Raw genomic sequence first — 15,266 nt, 5'->3', positions numbered from 1 at the left:
GCCGCGGACGGCACACAGAAACCGTGGGGGGAAAATCCAGGGCGAAGCGCGCGAGTCAGCGCTTCTTCTTCCTGGCGCGCTCGGCCTTGGTCTGCCGCTGCGGCTGCTGACGCGTGCTGGCCTGCTCGAGGCGCTTCGCCTCGGCCTCGGCGGCGATGCGCTCTTCCTCGATCTGGGCCGGCGTCTTGATCCCCTTGCGGGCGGCCTTGGCGCGGTCGCGCTCCTCCTTGGCCGTGGCCGCAGGCGTGCCGGGCGCGGGGTTGTTGCGGATCACGTAGAACTGCTGGCCCATGGTCCACAGGTTCGAGGTGGTCCAGTAGAAGAGGACGCCGACCGGGAACGCGATACCACCCACGGCGAAGACCACCGGCAGGACGTAGAGCAGCATCTTCTGCTGCTGTGCGTAGGGGCCGGACAGTGCGTCGGCCGGCATGTTCTTGCTCATCAGCTGCCGCTGGGTGAGGAACGTGGTCGCCGTCATCGCGAGCACGAGAACCGCGGCGAGCACGCGCACACCGAGGTCGTCGGTGTTGAGGAAGGTGTCGGAGATCTTGGCGCCGAGGAAGACGGCGTCACCGAACTGCTGGTTGAGCTGCGTGGTCATGAGGCCGCGCTCGACCTCGGGATTCTTCGCCGCCTGGTCGATCAGGCGGAACAGCGCGAGGAAGATCGGCATCTGCAGCAGGATCGGCAGGCACGAGGCGAAGGGGTTGGTGCCCGAGTCCTTGTAGAGCTTCATGGTCTCGGCCGCGAGCTTCTCGCGGTCGTGGCCGTACTTCTTCTGCAGCTCGCGGACCTTGGGCTGGATCAGCTGCATGTTGCGGCTGGACTTGATCTGCTTGACGAACAGTGGGATCAGCGCGATCCGGATGACCAGCGTGAGCCCGATGATCGACAGCACCCAGGCGACGCCCGACGCCTCACCGAAGATGCCGCCGAACAGCTTGTGGAAGCCCACCAGCACCGCGGAGATGACGTAGTACAGCGGCGCCATGATCGCGCCGCCGATGTCACCGAAGAAGTCGAGCACTGATGCTCCTCATGTCGCAGGGGTCTGGTCGGGAACGGGGGCCGCCGGTGTGGCGCGGGACGGAACGGGGTCGTAGCCGCCGGCTGCCCACGGGTGGCACCGGCCGATCCGACGTACGGAGAGCCAGGTGCCGCGGACCGCGCCGTGCTCGGTGACAGCCTGGAGGGCGTACGCCGAGCAGCTCGGGTAGTAGCGGCACACCTGGCCGTAGAGCGGGCTGATGGCGAACCGCCAGGCCCGGATGAAGCCGATGAGGAGGTGCTTCATCGGGTGCTCACCCGGTCGAGCGTACGGCCAAGGTCGACACCCAGGTCGGCGTACGACGCCGCTGCCGCCGGAGGCAGGGCCCGCACCACGAGTGCAGCACGACCCGGAAGCCCCTCGAGTGTGGCGAGGTGCTCCCGGGTCAGGTGGCGCAGGCGCCTCTTCACGCGGTTGCGTACGACGGCGTTGCCCACGGCCTTGCTGACCGTGAACCCCACCTGGGTCGGGCCCACGTCCGCGTCGGGATCCACCCAGAGGTGGACCACCATCGTGGAGCAGCCCGCGCGTCGTCCACCCCGCACAGCACGACGGAAACCGTCACTGTCGGAGAGGCGATGCGCAGAGGAGAGCACGGCGAGGCCGTGAGCTCGGGGTCGTCAGACCGCCAGTTCCTTGCGGCCCTTGCGGCGACGGCTGGACAGGATCGAGCGACCGGCGCGGGTCCGCATGCGCAGACGGAAGCCGTGCACCTTGTGACGGCGACGGTTGTTCGGCTGGTAGGTACGCTTGCTCACGGCTTTTTCTCCGAAGGTTTCGAGGGATGTCCACTCCACAGCGAGGTCGGTGCTGGGCCCTGTTGAGGCAATTCGGCCGGCACCGCCCACCCACGCGGCCGCCTGGTGGCGGATCGTGGACATGCGGCACCCGTCGACATGGAGCGACCGGCCAACGGTACGCGGTGGGGAAAGAGGGGGTCAAACCCTCGACGGCCCCGTGGGCGCCGGCCTGTGGATGACGTCTTGCCCGCGACCTCCTCAGGTTGTTACGTTCCACCTCTCTCCCCACGGTGAACACGGTGTGTGCCACATGCTCGGCAGCACGCTGTGACCCGGATCACAGGCCTGACGAAAGGGCCTCTGACCTGCATGAATGCTGGCAGGCTGACTCGTGTCGCTGCCGTGGGAGCTCCGATCCAGACGGTCGGACCAGGCAGTTCACAGCTTGTGGAGAACTCTGTGGACGCAGATCACCCGGGTTCGGTGAGGTCTGACTACAAACGGTGGAAAGCAAAGGCGGTCCGGTGGACGACCAGCAGGTAGATCTCGGGACGGCGTGGCAGCAGATCGTCGAGGACCTCCAGCCCAACCAGCGCGCCTGGCTGAGGCCGAGCGTGCCGGTGACGCTGCACGAGAACACCGCGATCATCGCGGTCCCCAACGACTTCACCCGCAACCAGCTCGAGGGCCGGCTGCGCAACCACATCGAGGACGCGCTCACCGAGGGTTTCGGTCGCGAGATCCGGATGCTCGTCACGGTCAACCCGGCGCTCGAGGACTCCACGCCGCCCCAGGTCGACGAGTCGACAGATGGATCTGTCGCTTTGTCGACACACGACCACAGTCCCTTCGAGCCGACACCCGCCCCGCGCATCGAGCAGCAGGAGCCGGCGGGTGGCGGTGAACGCCGGCCGTCCGCGCTGGAGACCCGTCTCAACCCCAAGTACACGTTCGAGACCTTCGTCATCGGCTCGTCCAACCGGTTCCCCCACGCGGCCGCGGTCGCCGTGGCCGAGGCGCCGGGCAAGGCCTACAACCCGCTCCTGGTCTACGGGGAGTCCGGACTCGGCAAGACCCACCTGCTGCACGCCATCGGCCACTACGTCCGCAGCCTCTACAGCAACGCCAAGGTCCGCTACGTCTCGAGCGAAGAGTTCACCAACGAGTTCATCAACGCGATCCGCGACGACCGGCAGGACCGGTTCAAGCGGCGCTACCGCGACGTCGACGTGCTCCTCATCGACGACATCCAGTTCCTCGAGGGCAAGACCCAGACGCAGGAAGAGTTCTTCCACACGTTCAACACCCTCCACAACGCCAACAAGCAGATCGTGCTGACCTCCGACCGCGCACCCAAGCGGCTCGAGGCGTTGGAGGACCGGCTGCGCAACCGCTTCGAGTGGGGCCTGATCACCGACGTGCAGCCCCCGGACCTCGAGACCCGCATCGCGATCCTGCGCAAGAAGGCCGCGATGGACCGGCTGACCGCGCCGCCGGACGTGCTGGAGTTCATCGCCTCCAAGATCCAGACCAACATCCGCGAGCTCGAGGGCGCGCTCATCCGGGTCACGGCGTTCGCCAACCTCAACCGCCAGGAGGTCGACATGACCCTGGCCGAGATCGTGCTCAAGGACCTGATCCCCGAGGGCGGCGAACCCGAGATCACGCACGCGCTGATCATCGCCCAGACGGCCGCCTACTTCGGCGTCTCGCTCGAGGACCTCACCGGACCCTCGCGCGGGCGGCACCTGGTGATGGCCCGACAGATCGGGATGTACCTCTGCCGCGAGCTCACCTCGATGTCGCTGCCGCAGATCGGTCGCGAGTTCGGTGGTCGCGACCACACGACGGTGATGTACGCCGACCGCAAGATCCGCCAGCTCCTCGCCGAGCGCAGGGCGGTCTTCAACCAGGTCAGCGAGCTCACCAACCGGGTGAAGATGCAGGCACGCCAGTCCTGAGCCGGCCGGGTCGCCACGTGTGGAGAACATGTGGTTCGCGTACGCCGTTCGTCCCCAGCCCCTGTGGATGCCTGGGCACGAACGACACGGACGGCCGCGGCGTCCACACCCCACGGCGGTCTCGTCGATGTGGTTCCACAGCCGTTGTCCACAGGGTTTCAGGGTGCTGACCTGCAGGAACGCAGGTTGTCCACAGTTTCCACGGACCCTATGACTACTACGAACCTCACTACTCCTCCCCTCACCCACCAACGTCGAACACACCCTGCACTGGGGAGAACCCTGCCGAAGCCGCGACTGCGCGTGGCAGGATGCACATCCCATGCGCCCGCGCGTGAGTCGACCGCTGCGTCCACGCAGCTCCCGAATCGTTGAAGCTGTCCTGCCGAGGAGACCCTTGTGAAGTTCCGCGTCGAACGCGACGTCTTCGCCGATGCCGTTGCCTGGGCTGCCCGCAGCCTGCCGGTCCGCCCCAGCTCCCCGGTCCTCGCCGGCCTGCTGATCGAGGCGAGCGACGCCGGGCTGGTGCTCTCGACGTTCGACTACGAGACGTCTGCCCGCGCGACGCTCACCGCTGACGTCAGCGACGAGGGCAAGGCCCTCGTCAGCGGTCGGCTCCTGGCCGACATCTGCCGCAGCCTCCCGGCCAAGCCGGTCGAGCTGACCCTCGAGGGCCCGCGCGTCTCACTGATCTGCGGTTCGGCCCGGTTCAGCCTGCAGACGATGCCCGTCGCCGACTACCCGACGCTGCCCGACATGCCCTCGGCCACCGGCACCGTCTCGAGCGCCGACTTCGCCCACGCGGTCGCGCAGGCGGTCACCGCGGCGGGTCGCGACGACATGCTTCCGGTGCTGACCGGCGTACGGATCGAGATCGACGGCTCCACGATGGCGCTCCTGGCCACCGACCGCTTCCGTCTCTCGCACCGCGAGCTGACCTGGAACCCGCAGTCCCCCGACGAGTCCGTCGCCGCGCTGGTCCCCGCCAAGGTGCTCGGCGACACCGCCAAGTCGCTGACCTCGGGCGCCGAGGTGACCATCGCACTCAGCGCGAGCGGCGCCGGCGAAGGACTGATCGGCTTCGAGGGCACCGGCCTGGGCGGCGTACGACGCACGACGACGCGGCTGCTCGACGGCGAGTTCCCCAAGGTGCGCTCGCTCTTCCCGGCCGAGCACCTCACGGTGGCCAAGGTCAACAAGGCCGAGCTGATCGAGACCGTCAAGCGCGTCGCGCTCGTCGCCGAGCGCAACACGGCCGTGCAGATGAAGTTCGGCGACAACCAGATCGTCCTCGATGCCGGCTCCGGTGACGAGGCGATGGCGACCGAGGCCGTCGACGCCGACATCAACGGCGACGACCTCACCACCGGCTTCAACCCCCAGTTCCTGCTCGACGGCCTCACCGCCATCGACGGCGAGTTCGTCGACCTCGCCTTCACCCAGGCCACCAAGCCGGTCGTGATCTCGGGCACCGACGCCGATGACGCCTCGAGCTTCCGCTACCTGCTGATGCCGCGGCGCCTGCTGAGCTGACAGGCCGGATCTCGATACGCCCGACGCGACCTCGTCCCTCGGTCGCGGGGCTACTCGATCTCCTCCGCTGTGCTGTGCACTCGTCCCTCGTGCCCGGCTACGCTGCGGACATGGACATCGGACTGGTCGGGCTGGGCAAGATGGGCGGCAACATGCGCGAGCGCATGCGCCGTGCGGGACTCACGGTCGTGGGCTTCGACCGCAACCCCGACGTCAGTGACGTCGACTCGCTCGCTGCGCTCGTCGAGGCCCTGCCGAGTCCCAAGGTCGTCTGGGTGATGGTGCCCGCGGGCGAGGCGACCCGCGCGACGGTCAAGGAGCTCGGTGAGCTGCTCGACGCCGGCGACGTGGTCGTCGACGGCGGCAACTCGCGCTGGACCGACGACATCGCCAACGCCGAGCTCCTCGCCGAGAAGCAGATCGGCTACGTCGACTGTGGCGTCTCGGGTGGCGTGTGGGGCCTGGAGAACGGCTACGCCTTGATGTACGGCGGCGACGCGGCCGACATCGCCAAGGTCCAGGACGCGTTCGACGCACTGCGCCCCGAGGGTGACTTCGGCTCCGTCCACGCGGGCAAGGTGGGCGCCGGTCACTTCTCCAAGATGGTCCACAACGGCATCGAGTACGCGATCATGCAGGCCTACGCCGAGGGGTGGGAGCTGCTGGAGACGGCCGAGCTCACCGACAACGTGACCGAGGTCTTCCGCTCCTGGCGCGAGGGCACCGTGATCCGGTCGTGGCTGCTCGACCTGATGGTCAACGCCCTCGACGACGACCCGGGACTCAGCAAGATCGCCGGCTACGCCGAGGACTCCGGCGAGGGCCGCTGGACCGTCGAGGCCGGCATCGAGAACGCCGTCGCGACCCCCGCGATCACCGCCGCGCTCTACGCCCGCTTCGTCTCCCGCCAGGACGACTCGCCGACGATGAAGGCCGTCGCGGCGATGCGCAACCAGTTCGGCGGCCACGCGGTGCGTTCATCGGCCCCCAAGGGCGGCGACGCCGAGGGCTCCACCGGTGCCGAGCAGACGGCGACCGCCGAGCAGGCCGGAGCGGGCAGCGCCCACGAGGCCGGGGAGAGCTAGACCTCCTTGCACGTCGCGCACCTGAGCCTGCACAACTTCCGCTCCTACGCCGACCTCGACGTCGCGCTGGAGCCGGGGGCGACGGCCTTCATCGGCCGCAACGGTCAGGGCAAGACCAACCTCGTCGAGGCCATCGACTACCTCTCCCGTCTCTCCTCCCACCGGGTCGCCACCGACGCACCGCTGGTGAAGGCCGGCACCGACCAGGCCGTCGTACGTGCCTCGGTCGTCAAGGAGGGACGTACGGCGCTGCTCGAGGTCGAGCTCAACCCGGGGCGCGCCAACCGGGCGCGGATCAACCGCTCCCCGCTGCCGCGCCCGCGCGAGATCATCGGCCTGGTCCGGACGGTCGTCTTCGCCCCCGACGACCTGACCCTGGTCAAGGGCGACCCGTCGGACCGCCGGAAGTTCCTCGACGACCTGCTCGTGCTGCGCACGCCCCGACTGGCAGGGGTGCGGTCCGACTACGACCGGATCCTGCGGCAGCGCAACAGCCTGCTCAAGACCGCCGGGATCGCCCGCGGGTCGTCGCGCGACGCAGCGATGTCGACGCTGGAGATCTGGGACGACAACCTCGCCCGCGTCGGCGGCGAGCTCCTCGCTGCCCGGCTCCAGCTGGTCGACGACCTGCGCCCCTACGTCGGCAAGGCCTACGAGGCCGTGGCCCGCGGGGCGAGCCGCGACGACGCCGACCTCGACTACAAGGCGAGCGTCGAGCTGCCCGGGACGCCGCTGGTTGAGCCGGGCGAGGAACGAGCCCGTGTCGAAACCAAGGCCCCTGAGGATCCGGGTTCCGACACGGGTGCTGCGCAACCTGCTCAACCAGCGGGGGCGGCACCGCTCGAGGCAGCGCTGCTCGCCGCGATCGCCGACAAGCGCAAGGACGAGCTCGACCGCGGCATCTCGCTGGTCGGTCCGCACCGCGACGAGCTGCTGCTCACCCTGGGTGACGGCGACCTGCGGCTGCCGGTCAAGGGCTACGCCTCCCACGGGGAGTCGTGGTCCTTCGCGCTCGCCCTGCGCCTGGCGTCGTACGACCTGCTGCGCGCCGACGGTGACGACCCGATCCTCGTGCTCGACGACGTCTTCGCCGAGCTCGACGCCGAACGCCGCGCCCAGCTGGCCGAGCTGGTCGCCGGGGCCGAGCAGGTGCTGGTCACTGCGGCGGTGGCCGCGGACGTACCCGCCTCGCTGCAGGGCATGAGGTACGTCGTCGCCGACGGGCAGGTCACCCGTGACGCCTGAGGAGCCGGCAGAAAAGGCCACGGACGAGGCGACGCCGGCGCAGGAGTCGGCCGCTCCGGAGCACCACGCCGACGGCCTCGACCTGGCGCGCTCGGCGTCCCGCGCCGCGGCGGCGACGCCGGGGGCCCCGGTGCGCAAGAAGGCGCCCCCCTACCGGCGGCGTACGTTCACGACGTCGTCCGGCGCGCGGCCCGACGACCGCGACCCCCAGCTGCTCGACCAGGCCATGGGCCGACTCATCGCCAACCACGGATGGGAGCTCGACCTCAAGGTCCAGGGCGTCTTCGGTCGCTGGGCCGAGCTGGTCGGCTCCGAGATCGCCGACCACTGCACGCCGGAGTCGTTCGCCGACGGCCGGCTGGTGGTGCGCACCGACTCCACCGCGTGGGCCACCCAGCTCAAGCTGCTCACGCCCACCGTCGTACGCCGCCTCAACGAGGAGCTCGGGCACGGGACCGTCGTCGTGATCGAGGTCCTCGGTCCGCACCTGCCGCACTGGACCAAGGGTCGGCTCTCGAGCCGCGACGGGCGCGGACCGCGCGACACCTACGGCTGAGCCGCGACGTGAGCCTCGAAATGGCGATCTGACGGCCTCGCGACGGTAGGGGGACCCACCAACCCCCCTGTTCGGCCCTGTGAACCGGCCTCATGGAGCCCCTGAAGGCCACTTTTTCCACCGATCACCCCCCGCGTCGGGGGTGATCCTTCGCTTACGCGCGCGTGACGGGTAGTATGGGTCCTCGAGTCGCATGCTTCGTTGCCACCGCAACAGCCGCGACTCGACTCATGTCGAACGCCCCTCGAGGGCGATGAGAAGAAGGCTGTGCCTTGAGCGAAGAGAACGTCGAGATCCCTCCCGCTTCGACCCCCGATTCGCCTCCCTCCCCCGACGCCACACCGGCAGACGCCCCGGCCCCTGCCGAGGCGGTCACACCCAAGCGCTCGACGAACGCGGTCGACGAGGACTTCGAGTACGACGCCTCCGCGATCACCGTCCTCGAGGGGCTCGAGGCGGTCCGCAAGCGTCCCGGCATGTACATCGGCTCCACCGGCGAGCGCGGTCTGCACCACCTGATCTGGGAGATCGTGGACAACGGCGTCGACGAGGCGCTGGCCGGGATCTGCGACCGGATCGTGCTGACGCTGCAGGCCGACGGCGGCGTCCGCGTCGAGGACAACGGTCGCGGCATCCCGACCGACACCGCGCCCGGGCAGGAGATGCCCGCGCTCACGATGGCGCTGACCATGCTCCACGCCGGCGGCAAGTTCGGCGGCGGCGGCTACAAGGTCTCCGGCGGTCTCCACGGCGTCGGCGTCTCGGTCGTCAACGCGCTCTCGACGCGGCTCGTCGCCGAGGTCAAGAACCGCGGCCACCTCTGGCGCCAGACCTTCCAGCTCGGTGTGCCCGACGCCGACCTCGAGCAGATCCGCCCGATGGAGCCCGGCGAGCGCACCGGCACGACCGTCACCTGGTACGCCTCGGAGGACATCTTCGAGTCCACCCACTACAACCTCGAGACCATCACCTCGCGCCTACGCGAGATGGCCTTCCTCAACAAGGGCGTCGAGTTCGTCGTACGCGACGAGCGGCCGGACGCCGAGTCGCGTGTCGACGCCGTCCAGGACGAGACGATCGACCACACGATCGACAATGCCGGGCACGACGCGATCAAGCGCGGCGAGGCCGGCGGCCTCGAGCAGGTCTTCAAGTACGACCGCGGACTCGTCGACTACGTCGAGCACCTCAACCGCCGCAAGACCCTCGCCAACGCGACGGTCATCTCGTTCGAGGCCGACACGCCCGACACGGTCGAGAACCACATGTCCCTCGAGGTCGCGATGCAGTGGAACGCCTCCTACACCGAGTCGGTCCACACCTTCGCCAACAACATCAACACCCACGAGGGCGGCACGCACGAGGAGGGCTTCCGTGCGTCGCTCACCTCCCTGGTCAACCACTGGGGCGAGGAGTGGGGACTGATCAAGAAGAAGGAGGACCGGGTGTCGGGCGACGACATCCGCGAGGGCCTGACCGCGATCGTCTCGATCAAGCTCGCCGAGCCGCAGTTCGAGGGACAGACCAAGACCAAGCTCGGCAACACCGAGGCCAAGGGCTTCACCCAGCGGATCATGAACGACCAGCTCGGCGCCTGGTTCGAGGAGAACCCGGCCGAGGGTCGCGACATCGTCCGCAAGTCGCAGGCTGCCGCCAGCGCCCGGATCGCTGCCCGCAAGGCCCGCGAGCTGGCGCGAGGTCGCAAGGGCCTGCTGGGTGGCGGCGGACTCCCGGGCAAGCTGAGCGACTGCCAGTCCACCAACCCGGAGGAGTGCGAGGTCTTCGTCGTCGAGGGCGACTCGGCCGGTGGCTCGGCCCGACAGGGCCGCGACCCGCGCATCCAGGCGATCCTCCCGATCCGCGGCAAGATCCTCAACGTCGAGAAGGCGCGCATCGACAAGGTGCTCGCCAACACCGAGGTCCAGGCGATCATCTCCGCGCTGGGCACCGGCATCCAGGAGGACTTCAACCTGGAGAAGCTGCGCTACCACAAGGTCGTGATGATGGCCGACGCCGACGTCGACGGCCACCACATCAACACCCTCCTGCTGACGCTGCTCTTCCGCTTCATGAAGCCGCTCATCGAGCACGGCTACGTCTACATGGCACAGCCCCCGCTCTACCGCCTGCGCTGGAACAAGCCGGCCGAGCACGAGTTCGTCTACTCCGACGCCGAGCGCGACGCGCTGCAGGCCGACGGGCTGGCCCAGGGCAAGAAGCTGCCCAAGGAGAACCCGGTCCAGCGCTACAAGGGACTCGGCGAGATGAACGCCGACGAGCTGTGGGAGACCACGATGGACCCCGACGCGCGGCTGATGAAGCAGGTCACCCTCGACGACGCCGCACAGGCCGACGAGATCTTCTCGATCCTCATGGGCGAGGACGTCGAGCAGCGCAGGTCGTTCATCCAGCGCAACGCAAAAGACGTGAGGTTCCTGGACATCTAGCGCCCGTCGGTGGTCGAGGTGCGAGCGAAAGCAAGCCTCGACACCACTCGATGACGCTGTATCCATGAATCTAGACGCAGTCTTAGACACGACAAGAGGCCACGAGAATGACTGAGATCCCCACGGACACCACCGGCGCCGGCGGCTTCGGCTTCGGCGACGAGCGCATCCAGCCGATCGAGCTGCAGACGCTGATGCAGCAGTCCTACATCGACTACGCGATGACGGTCATCGTCGGGCGCGCGCTGCCCGACGTACGCGACGGGCTCAAGCCGGTGCACCGCCGCATCCTCTACGCGATGTACGACGGCGGCTACCGTCCCGACCGCGGGTTCTCCAAGTGCTCGCGCGTCGTGGGTGACGTGATGGGTCAGTACCACCCCCACGGCGACACGGCGATCTACGACACCATGGTCCGCCTCGCGCAGCCGTGGGTGCTGCGCGCGCCGCTGATCAACGGCCAGGGCAACTTCGGCTCACCGGGCAACGACTCCGCCGCCGCCATGCGCTACACCGAGTGCCGGATGGCGCCGCTGGCCATGGAGATGGTGCGCGACATCGACGAGGACACCGTCGACTTCCGCCCCAACTACGACGGTCGCTCGCAGGAGCCGACCATCCTGCCGTCGCGGTTCCCCAACCTCCTGGTCAACGGCTCGGCCGGCATCGCGGTCGGCATGGCGACCAACATCCCCCCGCACAACCTCCGCGAGGTCGCCGAGGGCGCGACGTGGGCGCTCGAGCACCCCGACGCCACCAAGGAGGAGCTCCAGGACGCGCTCGTCGAGCGGATCAAGGGCCCCGACTTCCCCAACGGCGCGCTCATCGTGGGCCGCCAGGGCATCGAGCAGGCCTACCGCACCGGTCGCGGCTCCATCTCGCAGCGTGCCGTCGTCGAGATCGACGAGGACGCCAAGGGCCGCGTCATGCTGGTCATCAGCGAGCTCCCCTACATGGTCAACCCGGACAACCTGGCGCTCAAGATCGCCGAGCTCGCCGACTCCGGCCGGATCCAGGGCATCTCCGACGTCCGCGACGACACCAGCTCGCGCACCGGCCAGCGCCTGGTGATCATCCTGAAGCGCGACGCCGTCGCTCGCGTGGTGCTCAACAACCTCTTCAAGCACACCGAGCTGCAGACCAACTTCTCGGCCAACATGCTCGCCCTGGTCGACGGGGTGCCGCGCACCCTGCCGATCGACCAGTTCATCTCCAACTGGGTCAGCCACCAGGTCGAGGTCATCCAGCGCCGTACGCGCTTCCGCCTCGCCGAGGCCGAGCGGCAGGCCCACATCTACCGCGGTCTCGCCAAGGCGCTCGACGCCCTCGACGAGGTCATCGCGCTGATCCGCCGCAGCCCCGACGTGGAGGAGGCCCGCTCCGGCCTCATGTCGCTGCTCGACATCGACGAGGTCCAGGCCAACGCGATCCTCGAGATGCAGCTGCGCCGCCTGGCCGCCCTCGAGCGCCAGAAGATCATGGACCGCCTCGCCGACCTCGAGGTCGTGATCGCCGACCTCGAGGACATCCTCGCCAACGAGCCCCGCCAGCGCCAGATCATCTCCGACGAGCTCAAGGAGATCACCGACAAGTACGGCAACGACCGGCGCTCGCAGATCATCGCGGCCGACGGCGACCTGTCGATGGAGGACCTGATCCCCGACGAGGACCTCGTCGTCTCGATCACCCGCGGTGGCTACGCCAAGCGCACCCGGGCCGACCAGTACCGCCTGCAGAAGCGCGGCGGCAAGGGCGTACGCGGTGCGACGCTGCGCGGCGACGACGTCGTCCAGCACTTCATCGCGACCACCAACCACCACTGGCTGCTGTTCTTCACCACGGCCGGCCGGGTCTATCGCACCAAGGCCTACAACCTCCCCGAGGCTGCCCGCGACGCCAAGGGCGGCCACGTCGCCGGCCTGCTGTCGTTCCAGCCCGACGAGGACATCGCCCAGGTGCTGGCGATCCGCGACTACGAGCAGGCTCCCTACCTCGTGCTCGCCACCCGCACCGGCCTGGTCAAGAAGACCAAACTGGGCGACTACAACAGCCCGCGCCAGGCCGGCGTCATCGCGATCAACTTCCGCGAGGACGACGACGAGCTCATCGGTGCCGAGCTGGTCAACGGCGACGACGACATCCTGCTGGTGTCCCGCAAGGGCCAGTCGATCCGCTTCAAGGCCGACGACGACCAGCTCCGGCCGATGGGTCGCGCCACGGGTGGCGTGCGCGGCATGAAGTTCCGCGACGGCGATTCGCTGCTGTCGATGTCGGTCATCCGCGCCGCGCAGGTGGCTGCCGAGGAGGCCGTCGAGGGTGACGCCGCCGAGTCCGACGAGGTCACCGAGCAGTACGTCTTCACGATCACCGACGGCGGCTTCGCCAAGCGCAGCCGGATCAGCGACTACCGCCTGCAGTCCCGCGGCGGCATCGGCATCAAGGCGATGTCGCTCTCCAACGAGGACCGCGGCGGCCTGGTCGGCGCGTTCATCGTCGAGGAGGAGGACGAGGTCCTCTCCATCACGAGCAGCGGACAGGTCGTCCGCAGCCCCATCGACGCCAACTTCCGACCCACCGGTCGCTCGACCATGGGCGTGAAGTTCGTGACGCCGAAGAAGGGTGACACCGTGGCCGTGGTGGCCCGCTCGGTCGAGGCCAAGGTCGTCGACGACGCGGCGGGCGAGGCACCCGAGGGTGAGGCAGAGGCTCCGGCCGACGAATCGCAGGTTGTGGGCGACGATGCAACAATCGTGGTCCAGGACGCCGAGGAGACCACCTCGGCTGCACCTGATGCCGTTGCCCCCGACGAAGACACCGAGGAGTGATCCATGTCGGACCGCACCACGACTCCCCGTCGTACGTCGGGCAGTGAGCCGCCGAAGAAGTCGCTGACCGCGCGCCTCCAGGACACCATGTCCAACGCCGCCGAGGAGCACCGCGCCAACTCGGCGACGTCCTCCTCGCGTGGGCGCCGGTCCCGCTCGGCCAGCCGCGGCGCCCCGCGCCGGGCCCGGCTGCGGCTCACCCGGATCGACCCCTGGTCGGTCATGAAGACGTCGTTCCTGCTCTCGGTCGCCTTCGGCGTCGTCACCTTCGTCGCCATCTTCATGGTGTGGTCGGTGCTCGGCGCGGCCGGCGTCTGGGACTCGATCAACTCCGCGGTGGCCAGCATCGTCGAGGGCGACAGCGGCAACTCGACCTTCGACGTGACCGACTACGTCGGCATGTCGCGGGTGCTCGGCTTCACGCTGCTGGTCTCGGTGCTCGACGTGGTCCTGCTGACCGCGATCGCCACCCTGACGGCGTTCCTCTACAACCTCGCGGCCGCCCTGCTCGGCGGTATCGAGGTCACCCTCGCCGAGGACGAGAAGTGAGCCGACCCCTCGATTGGCACCGCCTGACCACGGTCAGGTAATCTTCGGCGTCGCCGCTGATGCGGTGAGTTTGCGGGCCTATAGCTCAGACGGTTAGAGCGCTTCCCTGATAAGGAAGAGGTCGGAGGTTCAAGTCCTCCTAGGCCCACTCCATCTGCCCGGTCCCCGGGCATCGCGACCCGAGGAGAGTTCCCGTGAAGAAGCTTCTGCTGGTCCTGCTCGCCGCCACCGGCGCAGCGCTCGCGAAGAAGAAGATGGACGCGGGCAAGAACGAGCAGGCCCTGTGGGCCGAGGCCACGGACACCGTCCACAAGGCCTGACGCTCGTCCACCACCCGCACCCTCCACGGGGCCTTGGCGCAATTGGTAGCGCACCTGCTTTGCAAGCAGGGGGTTAGGGGTTCGAGTCCCCTAGGCTCCACCACTCCTCGTCACCGGACTTCCGCGTACTAGTGGAAATCCATCCGGCGAAGGTGTCGTATCGGGATCAGCGCGTTCGTAGTAGGTGTGAGGGCCGCCCAGCCGGGGTGGCCCACAACCGCTGGAGCTGACCTGACATGCACTACCTCCTCACCGTCATCGGAGATACCACCGACCCGGCCGACGACTCCGAGCCCGGGGCGATCGACGCCTTCAACGACCGGCTCAAGGCCGAGGGTCGCTGGGTGTTCGGGGGCGGGCTGACCTCCCCCGACGACGCGACGGTCACCGACAACCGCGGCGGTGACGTGCTCTTCACCGACGGCCCCTTCGTGGAGTCGAAGGAGTTCCTCGCCGGGTTCTGGGTGATCGAGGCCGACGACCTCGACGTGGCCCTCGCGCTGTCCGCCGACGCGTCGAAGGCCTGCCACCGCAAGATCGAGGTCCGTCCCTTCGGTGGGATCGCCTGAGGGCGTGACCGACGTCCACGAGGTCCTCGCCCGGGTCCACCGCGACGAGTGGTCCCGGGTGGTGGCCACCCTCGCGCGGCGCTTCGGCGACCTCGACATCGCCGAGGAGGCAGCGGCGGAGGCGTACGCCGTCGCGGTCGCGCGGTGGCCCCTCGACGGCGTACCTCCCCGTCAGGGCGCCTGGCTGACCACCACGGCCGGCAACAAGGCCCTCGACCGGCTCCGCCGTGAGGGCAGGCGCGACGACAAGCACCGGCAGGCACTCATGATCGATCGCGCTTCGTCCGAGCCGCTAGGTGTACCCGGCCATCAGGTTGGTAGCAGTCGGCTGATGGGTGGGTTGCCTCCGAGTGCGCTGTGGCGGCGTTCAGTGTTGTAGTGCTCG

Annotated in this window: 14 protein-coding genes, 2 tRNA genes and 1 pseudogene; 13 read left to right on the top strand and 4 right to left on the bottom strand. The window is 68.7% G+C overall.

The genetic code is table 11. The annotated features are described in order from the left end of the window. Positions 1–55: 55 nt before the first annotated feature. Genes yidC through rpmH form a run of 4 tightly spaced genes read right to left on the bottom strand, consistent with a single transcriptional unit; the run spans position 56 to position 1,809 of the window. On the bottom strand, positions 56–1,030 hold the full coding sequence (gene yidC, locus BM127_RS14355; protein ID WP_091199536.1) for a membrane protein insertase YidC: 975 nt from the start codon (positions 1,028–1,030) through the stop codon (positions 56–58). 9 nt (positions 1,031–1,039) lie between these two features. After that, a complete protein-coding gene (yidD, locus tag BM127_RS14350; protein ID WP_091199534.1) occupies positions 1,040–1,297 on the bottom strand; it encodes a membrane protein insertion efficiency factor YidD in 258 nt (85 codons plus the stop codon). Then, positions 1,294–1,647: a ribonuclease P protein component gene (gene rnpA / locus BM127_RS14345; protein ID WP_091199532.1), complete on the bottom strand. Its 354-nt coding sequence runs from the start codon at positions 1,645–1,647 to the stop codon at positions 1,294–1,296. The genes yidD and rnpA overlap by 4 nt, the downstream gene beginning before the upstream one ends. A 24-nt stretch (positions 1,648–1,671) precedes the next feature. Further along, on the bottom strand, positions 1,672–1,809 hold the full coding sequence (gene rpmH / locus BM127_RS14340) for a 50S ribosomal protein L34 (RefSeq protein WP_091199530.1): 138 nt from the start codon (positions 1,807–1,809) through the stop codon (positions 1,672–1,674). A 485-nt stretch (positions 1,810–2,294) separates the two neighbouring features. Here rpmH and dnaA point away from each other — a divergent pair, with 485 nt between their 5' ends. The 13 genes and pseudogenes from dnaA to BM127_RS14280 all read left to right on the top strand — a co-directional run. Continuing rightward, positions 2,295–3,752 (top strand): chromosomal replication initiator protein DnaA, encoded by a 1,458-nt coding sequence (gene dnaA, locus BM127_RS14335; protein ID WP_091199528.1) that lies wholly within the window; start codon positions 2,295–2,297, stop codon positions 3,750–3,752. Positions 3,753–4,151: 399 nt separating this feature from the next. After that, entirely contained in the window at positions 4,152–5,285 is a 1,134-nt protein-coding gene (gene dnaN, locus BM127_RS14330) for a DNA polymerase III subunit beta (protein ID WP_091199526.1), read from the top strand. Positions 5,286–5,395: 110 nt separating this feature from the next. After that, positions 5,396–6,370: a phosphogluconate dehydrogenase (NAD(+)-dependent, decarboxylating) gene (gnd, locus tag BM127_RS14325; RefSeq protein ID WP_091199870.1), complete on the top strand. Its 975-nt coding sequence runs from the start codon at positions 5,396–5,398 to the stop codon at positions 6,368–6,370. 6 nt (positions 6,371–6,376) lie between these two features. Beyond that, positions 6,377–7,615, top strand: coding sequence for a DNA replication/repair protein RecF (gene recF, locus BM127_RS14320; protein ID WP_091199524.1), 1,239 nt, complete (start codon positions 6,377–6,379; stop codon positions 7,613–7,615). Beyond that, on the top strand, positions 7,605–8,171 hold the full coding sequence (locus BM127_RS14315) for a DciA family protein (protein WP_091199522.1): 567 nt from the start codon (positions 7,605–7,607) through the stop codon (positions 8,169–8,171). The genes recF and BM127_RS14315 overlap by 11 nt, the downstream gene beginning before the upstream one ends. 293 nt (positions 8,172–8,464) lie before the next feature. Continuing rightward, on the top strand, positions 8,465–10,618 hold the full coding sequence (gene gyrB / locus BM127_RS14310; protein ID WP_091199869.1) for a DNA topoisomerase (ATP-hydrolyzing) subunit B: 2,154 nt from the start codon (positions 8,465–8,467) through the stop codon (positions 10,616–10,618). Positions 10,619–10,725: 107 nt separating this feature from the next. Then, positions 10,726–13,443, top strand: coding sequence for a DNA gyrase subunit A (gyrA, locus tag BM127_RS14305; protein ID WP_091199520.1), 2,718 nt, complete (start codon positions 10,726–10,728; stop codon positions 13,441–13,443). A 3-nt stretch (positions 13,444–13,446) separates the two neighbouring features. Further along, positions 13,447–13,992 carry a DUF3566 domain-containing protein gene (locus BM127_RS14300; protein ID WP_091199519.1) on the top strand — a complete coding sequence of 182 codons (546 nt, stop codon included), beginning with the start codon at positions 13,447–13,449 and terminating at the stop codon, positions 13,990–13,992. 74 nt (positions 13,993–14,066) lie between these two features. Further along, positions 14,067–14,140 (top strand) — tRNA-Ile (locus BM127_RS14295). Between the two features lie 46 nt (positions 14,141–14,186). After that, a complete protein-coding gene (locus BM127_RS22580; RefSeq protein ID WP_217642325.1) occupies positions 14,187–14,312 on the top strand; it encodes a DLW-39 family protein in 126 nt (41 codons plus the stop codon). A gap of 27 nt (positions 14,313–14,339) precedes the next feature. Next, positions 14,340–14,415, top strand: a tRNA-Ala gene (locus tag BM127_RS14290). A 133-nt stretch (positions 14,416–14,548) separates the two neighbouring features. Continuing rightward, a complete protein-coding gene (locus tag BM127_RS14285; protein WP_091199516.1) occupies positions 14,549–14,881 on the top strand; it encodes a YciI family protein in 333 nt (110 codons plus the stop codon). Beyond that, positions 14,868–15,110, top strand: a pseudogene (locus BM127_RS14280) (sigma factor); the annotation flags it as partial. The gene BM127_RS14285 and the pseudogene BM127_RS14280, both read left to right, overlap by 14 nt. Between the last annotated feature and the right edge of the window lie 156 nt (positions 15,111–15,266).

This window comes from Nocardioides alpinus (assembly GCF_900112035.1).
GTDB classification, from domain to species: domain Bacteria; phylum Actinomycetota; class Actinomycetes; order Propionibacteriales; family Nocardioidaceae; genus Nocardioides; species Nocardioides alpinus.
Note: the sequence above shows the minus strand (reverse complement) of the source record. Positions and strands in the feature narration are given on the sequence as shown.

What these genes read in the sequence shown, in the direction of transcription:
- yidD (WP_091199534.1), bottom strand. Translation starts at nt 1,297, where the DNA reads ATGAAGCACCTCCTCATCGGCTTCATCCGGGCCTGGCGGTTCGCCATC.
- gnd (WP_091199870.1), top strand. Translation starts at nt 5,396, where the DNA reads ATGGACATCGGACTGGTCGGGCTGGGCAAGATGGGCGGCAACATGCGC.
- gyrA (WP_091199520.1), top strand. Translation starts at nt 10,726, where the DNA reads ATGACTGAGATCCCCACGGACACCACCGGCGCCGGCGGCTTCGGCTTC.
- BM127_RS14300 (WP_091199519.1), top strand. Translation starts at nt 13,447, where the DNA reads ATGTCGGACCGCACCACGACTCCCCGTCGTACGTCGGGCAGTGAGCCG.
- BM127_RS14285 (WP_091199516.1), top strand. Translation starts at nt 14,549, where the DNA reads ATGCACTACCTCCTCACCGTCATCGGAGATACCACCGACCCGGCCGAC.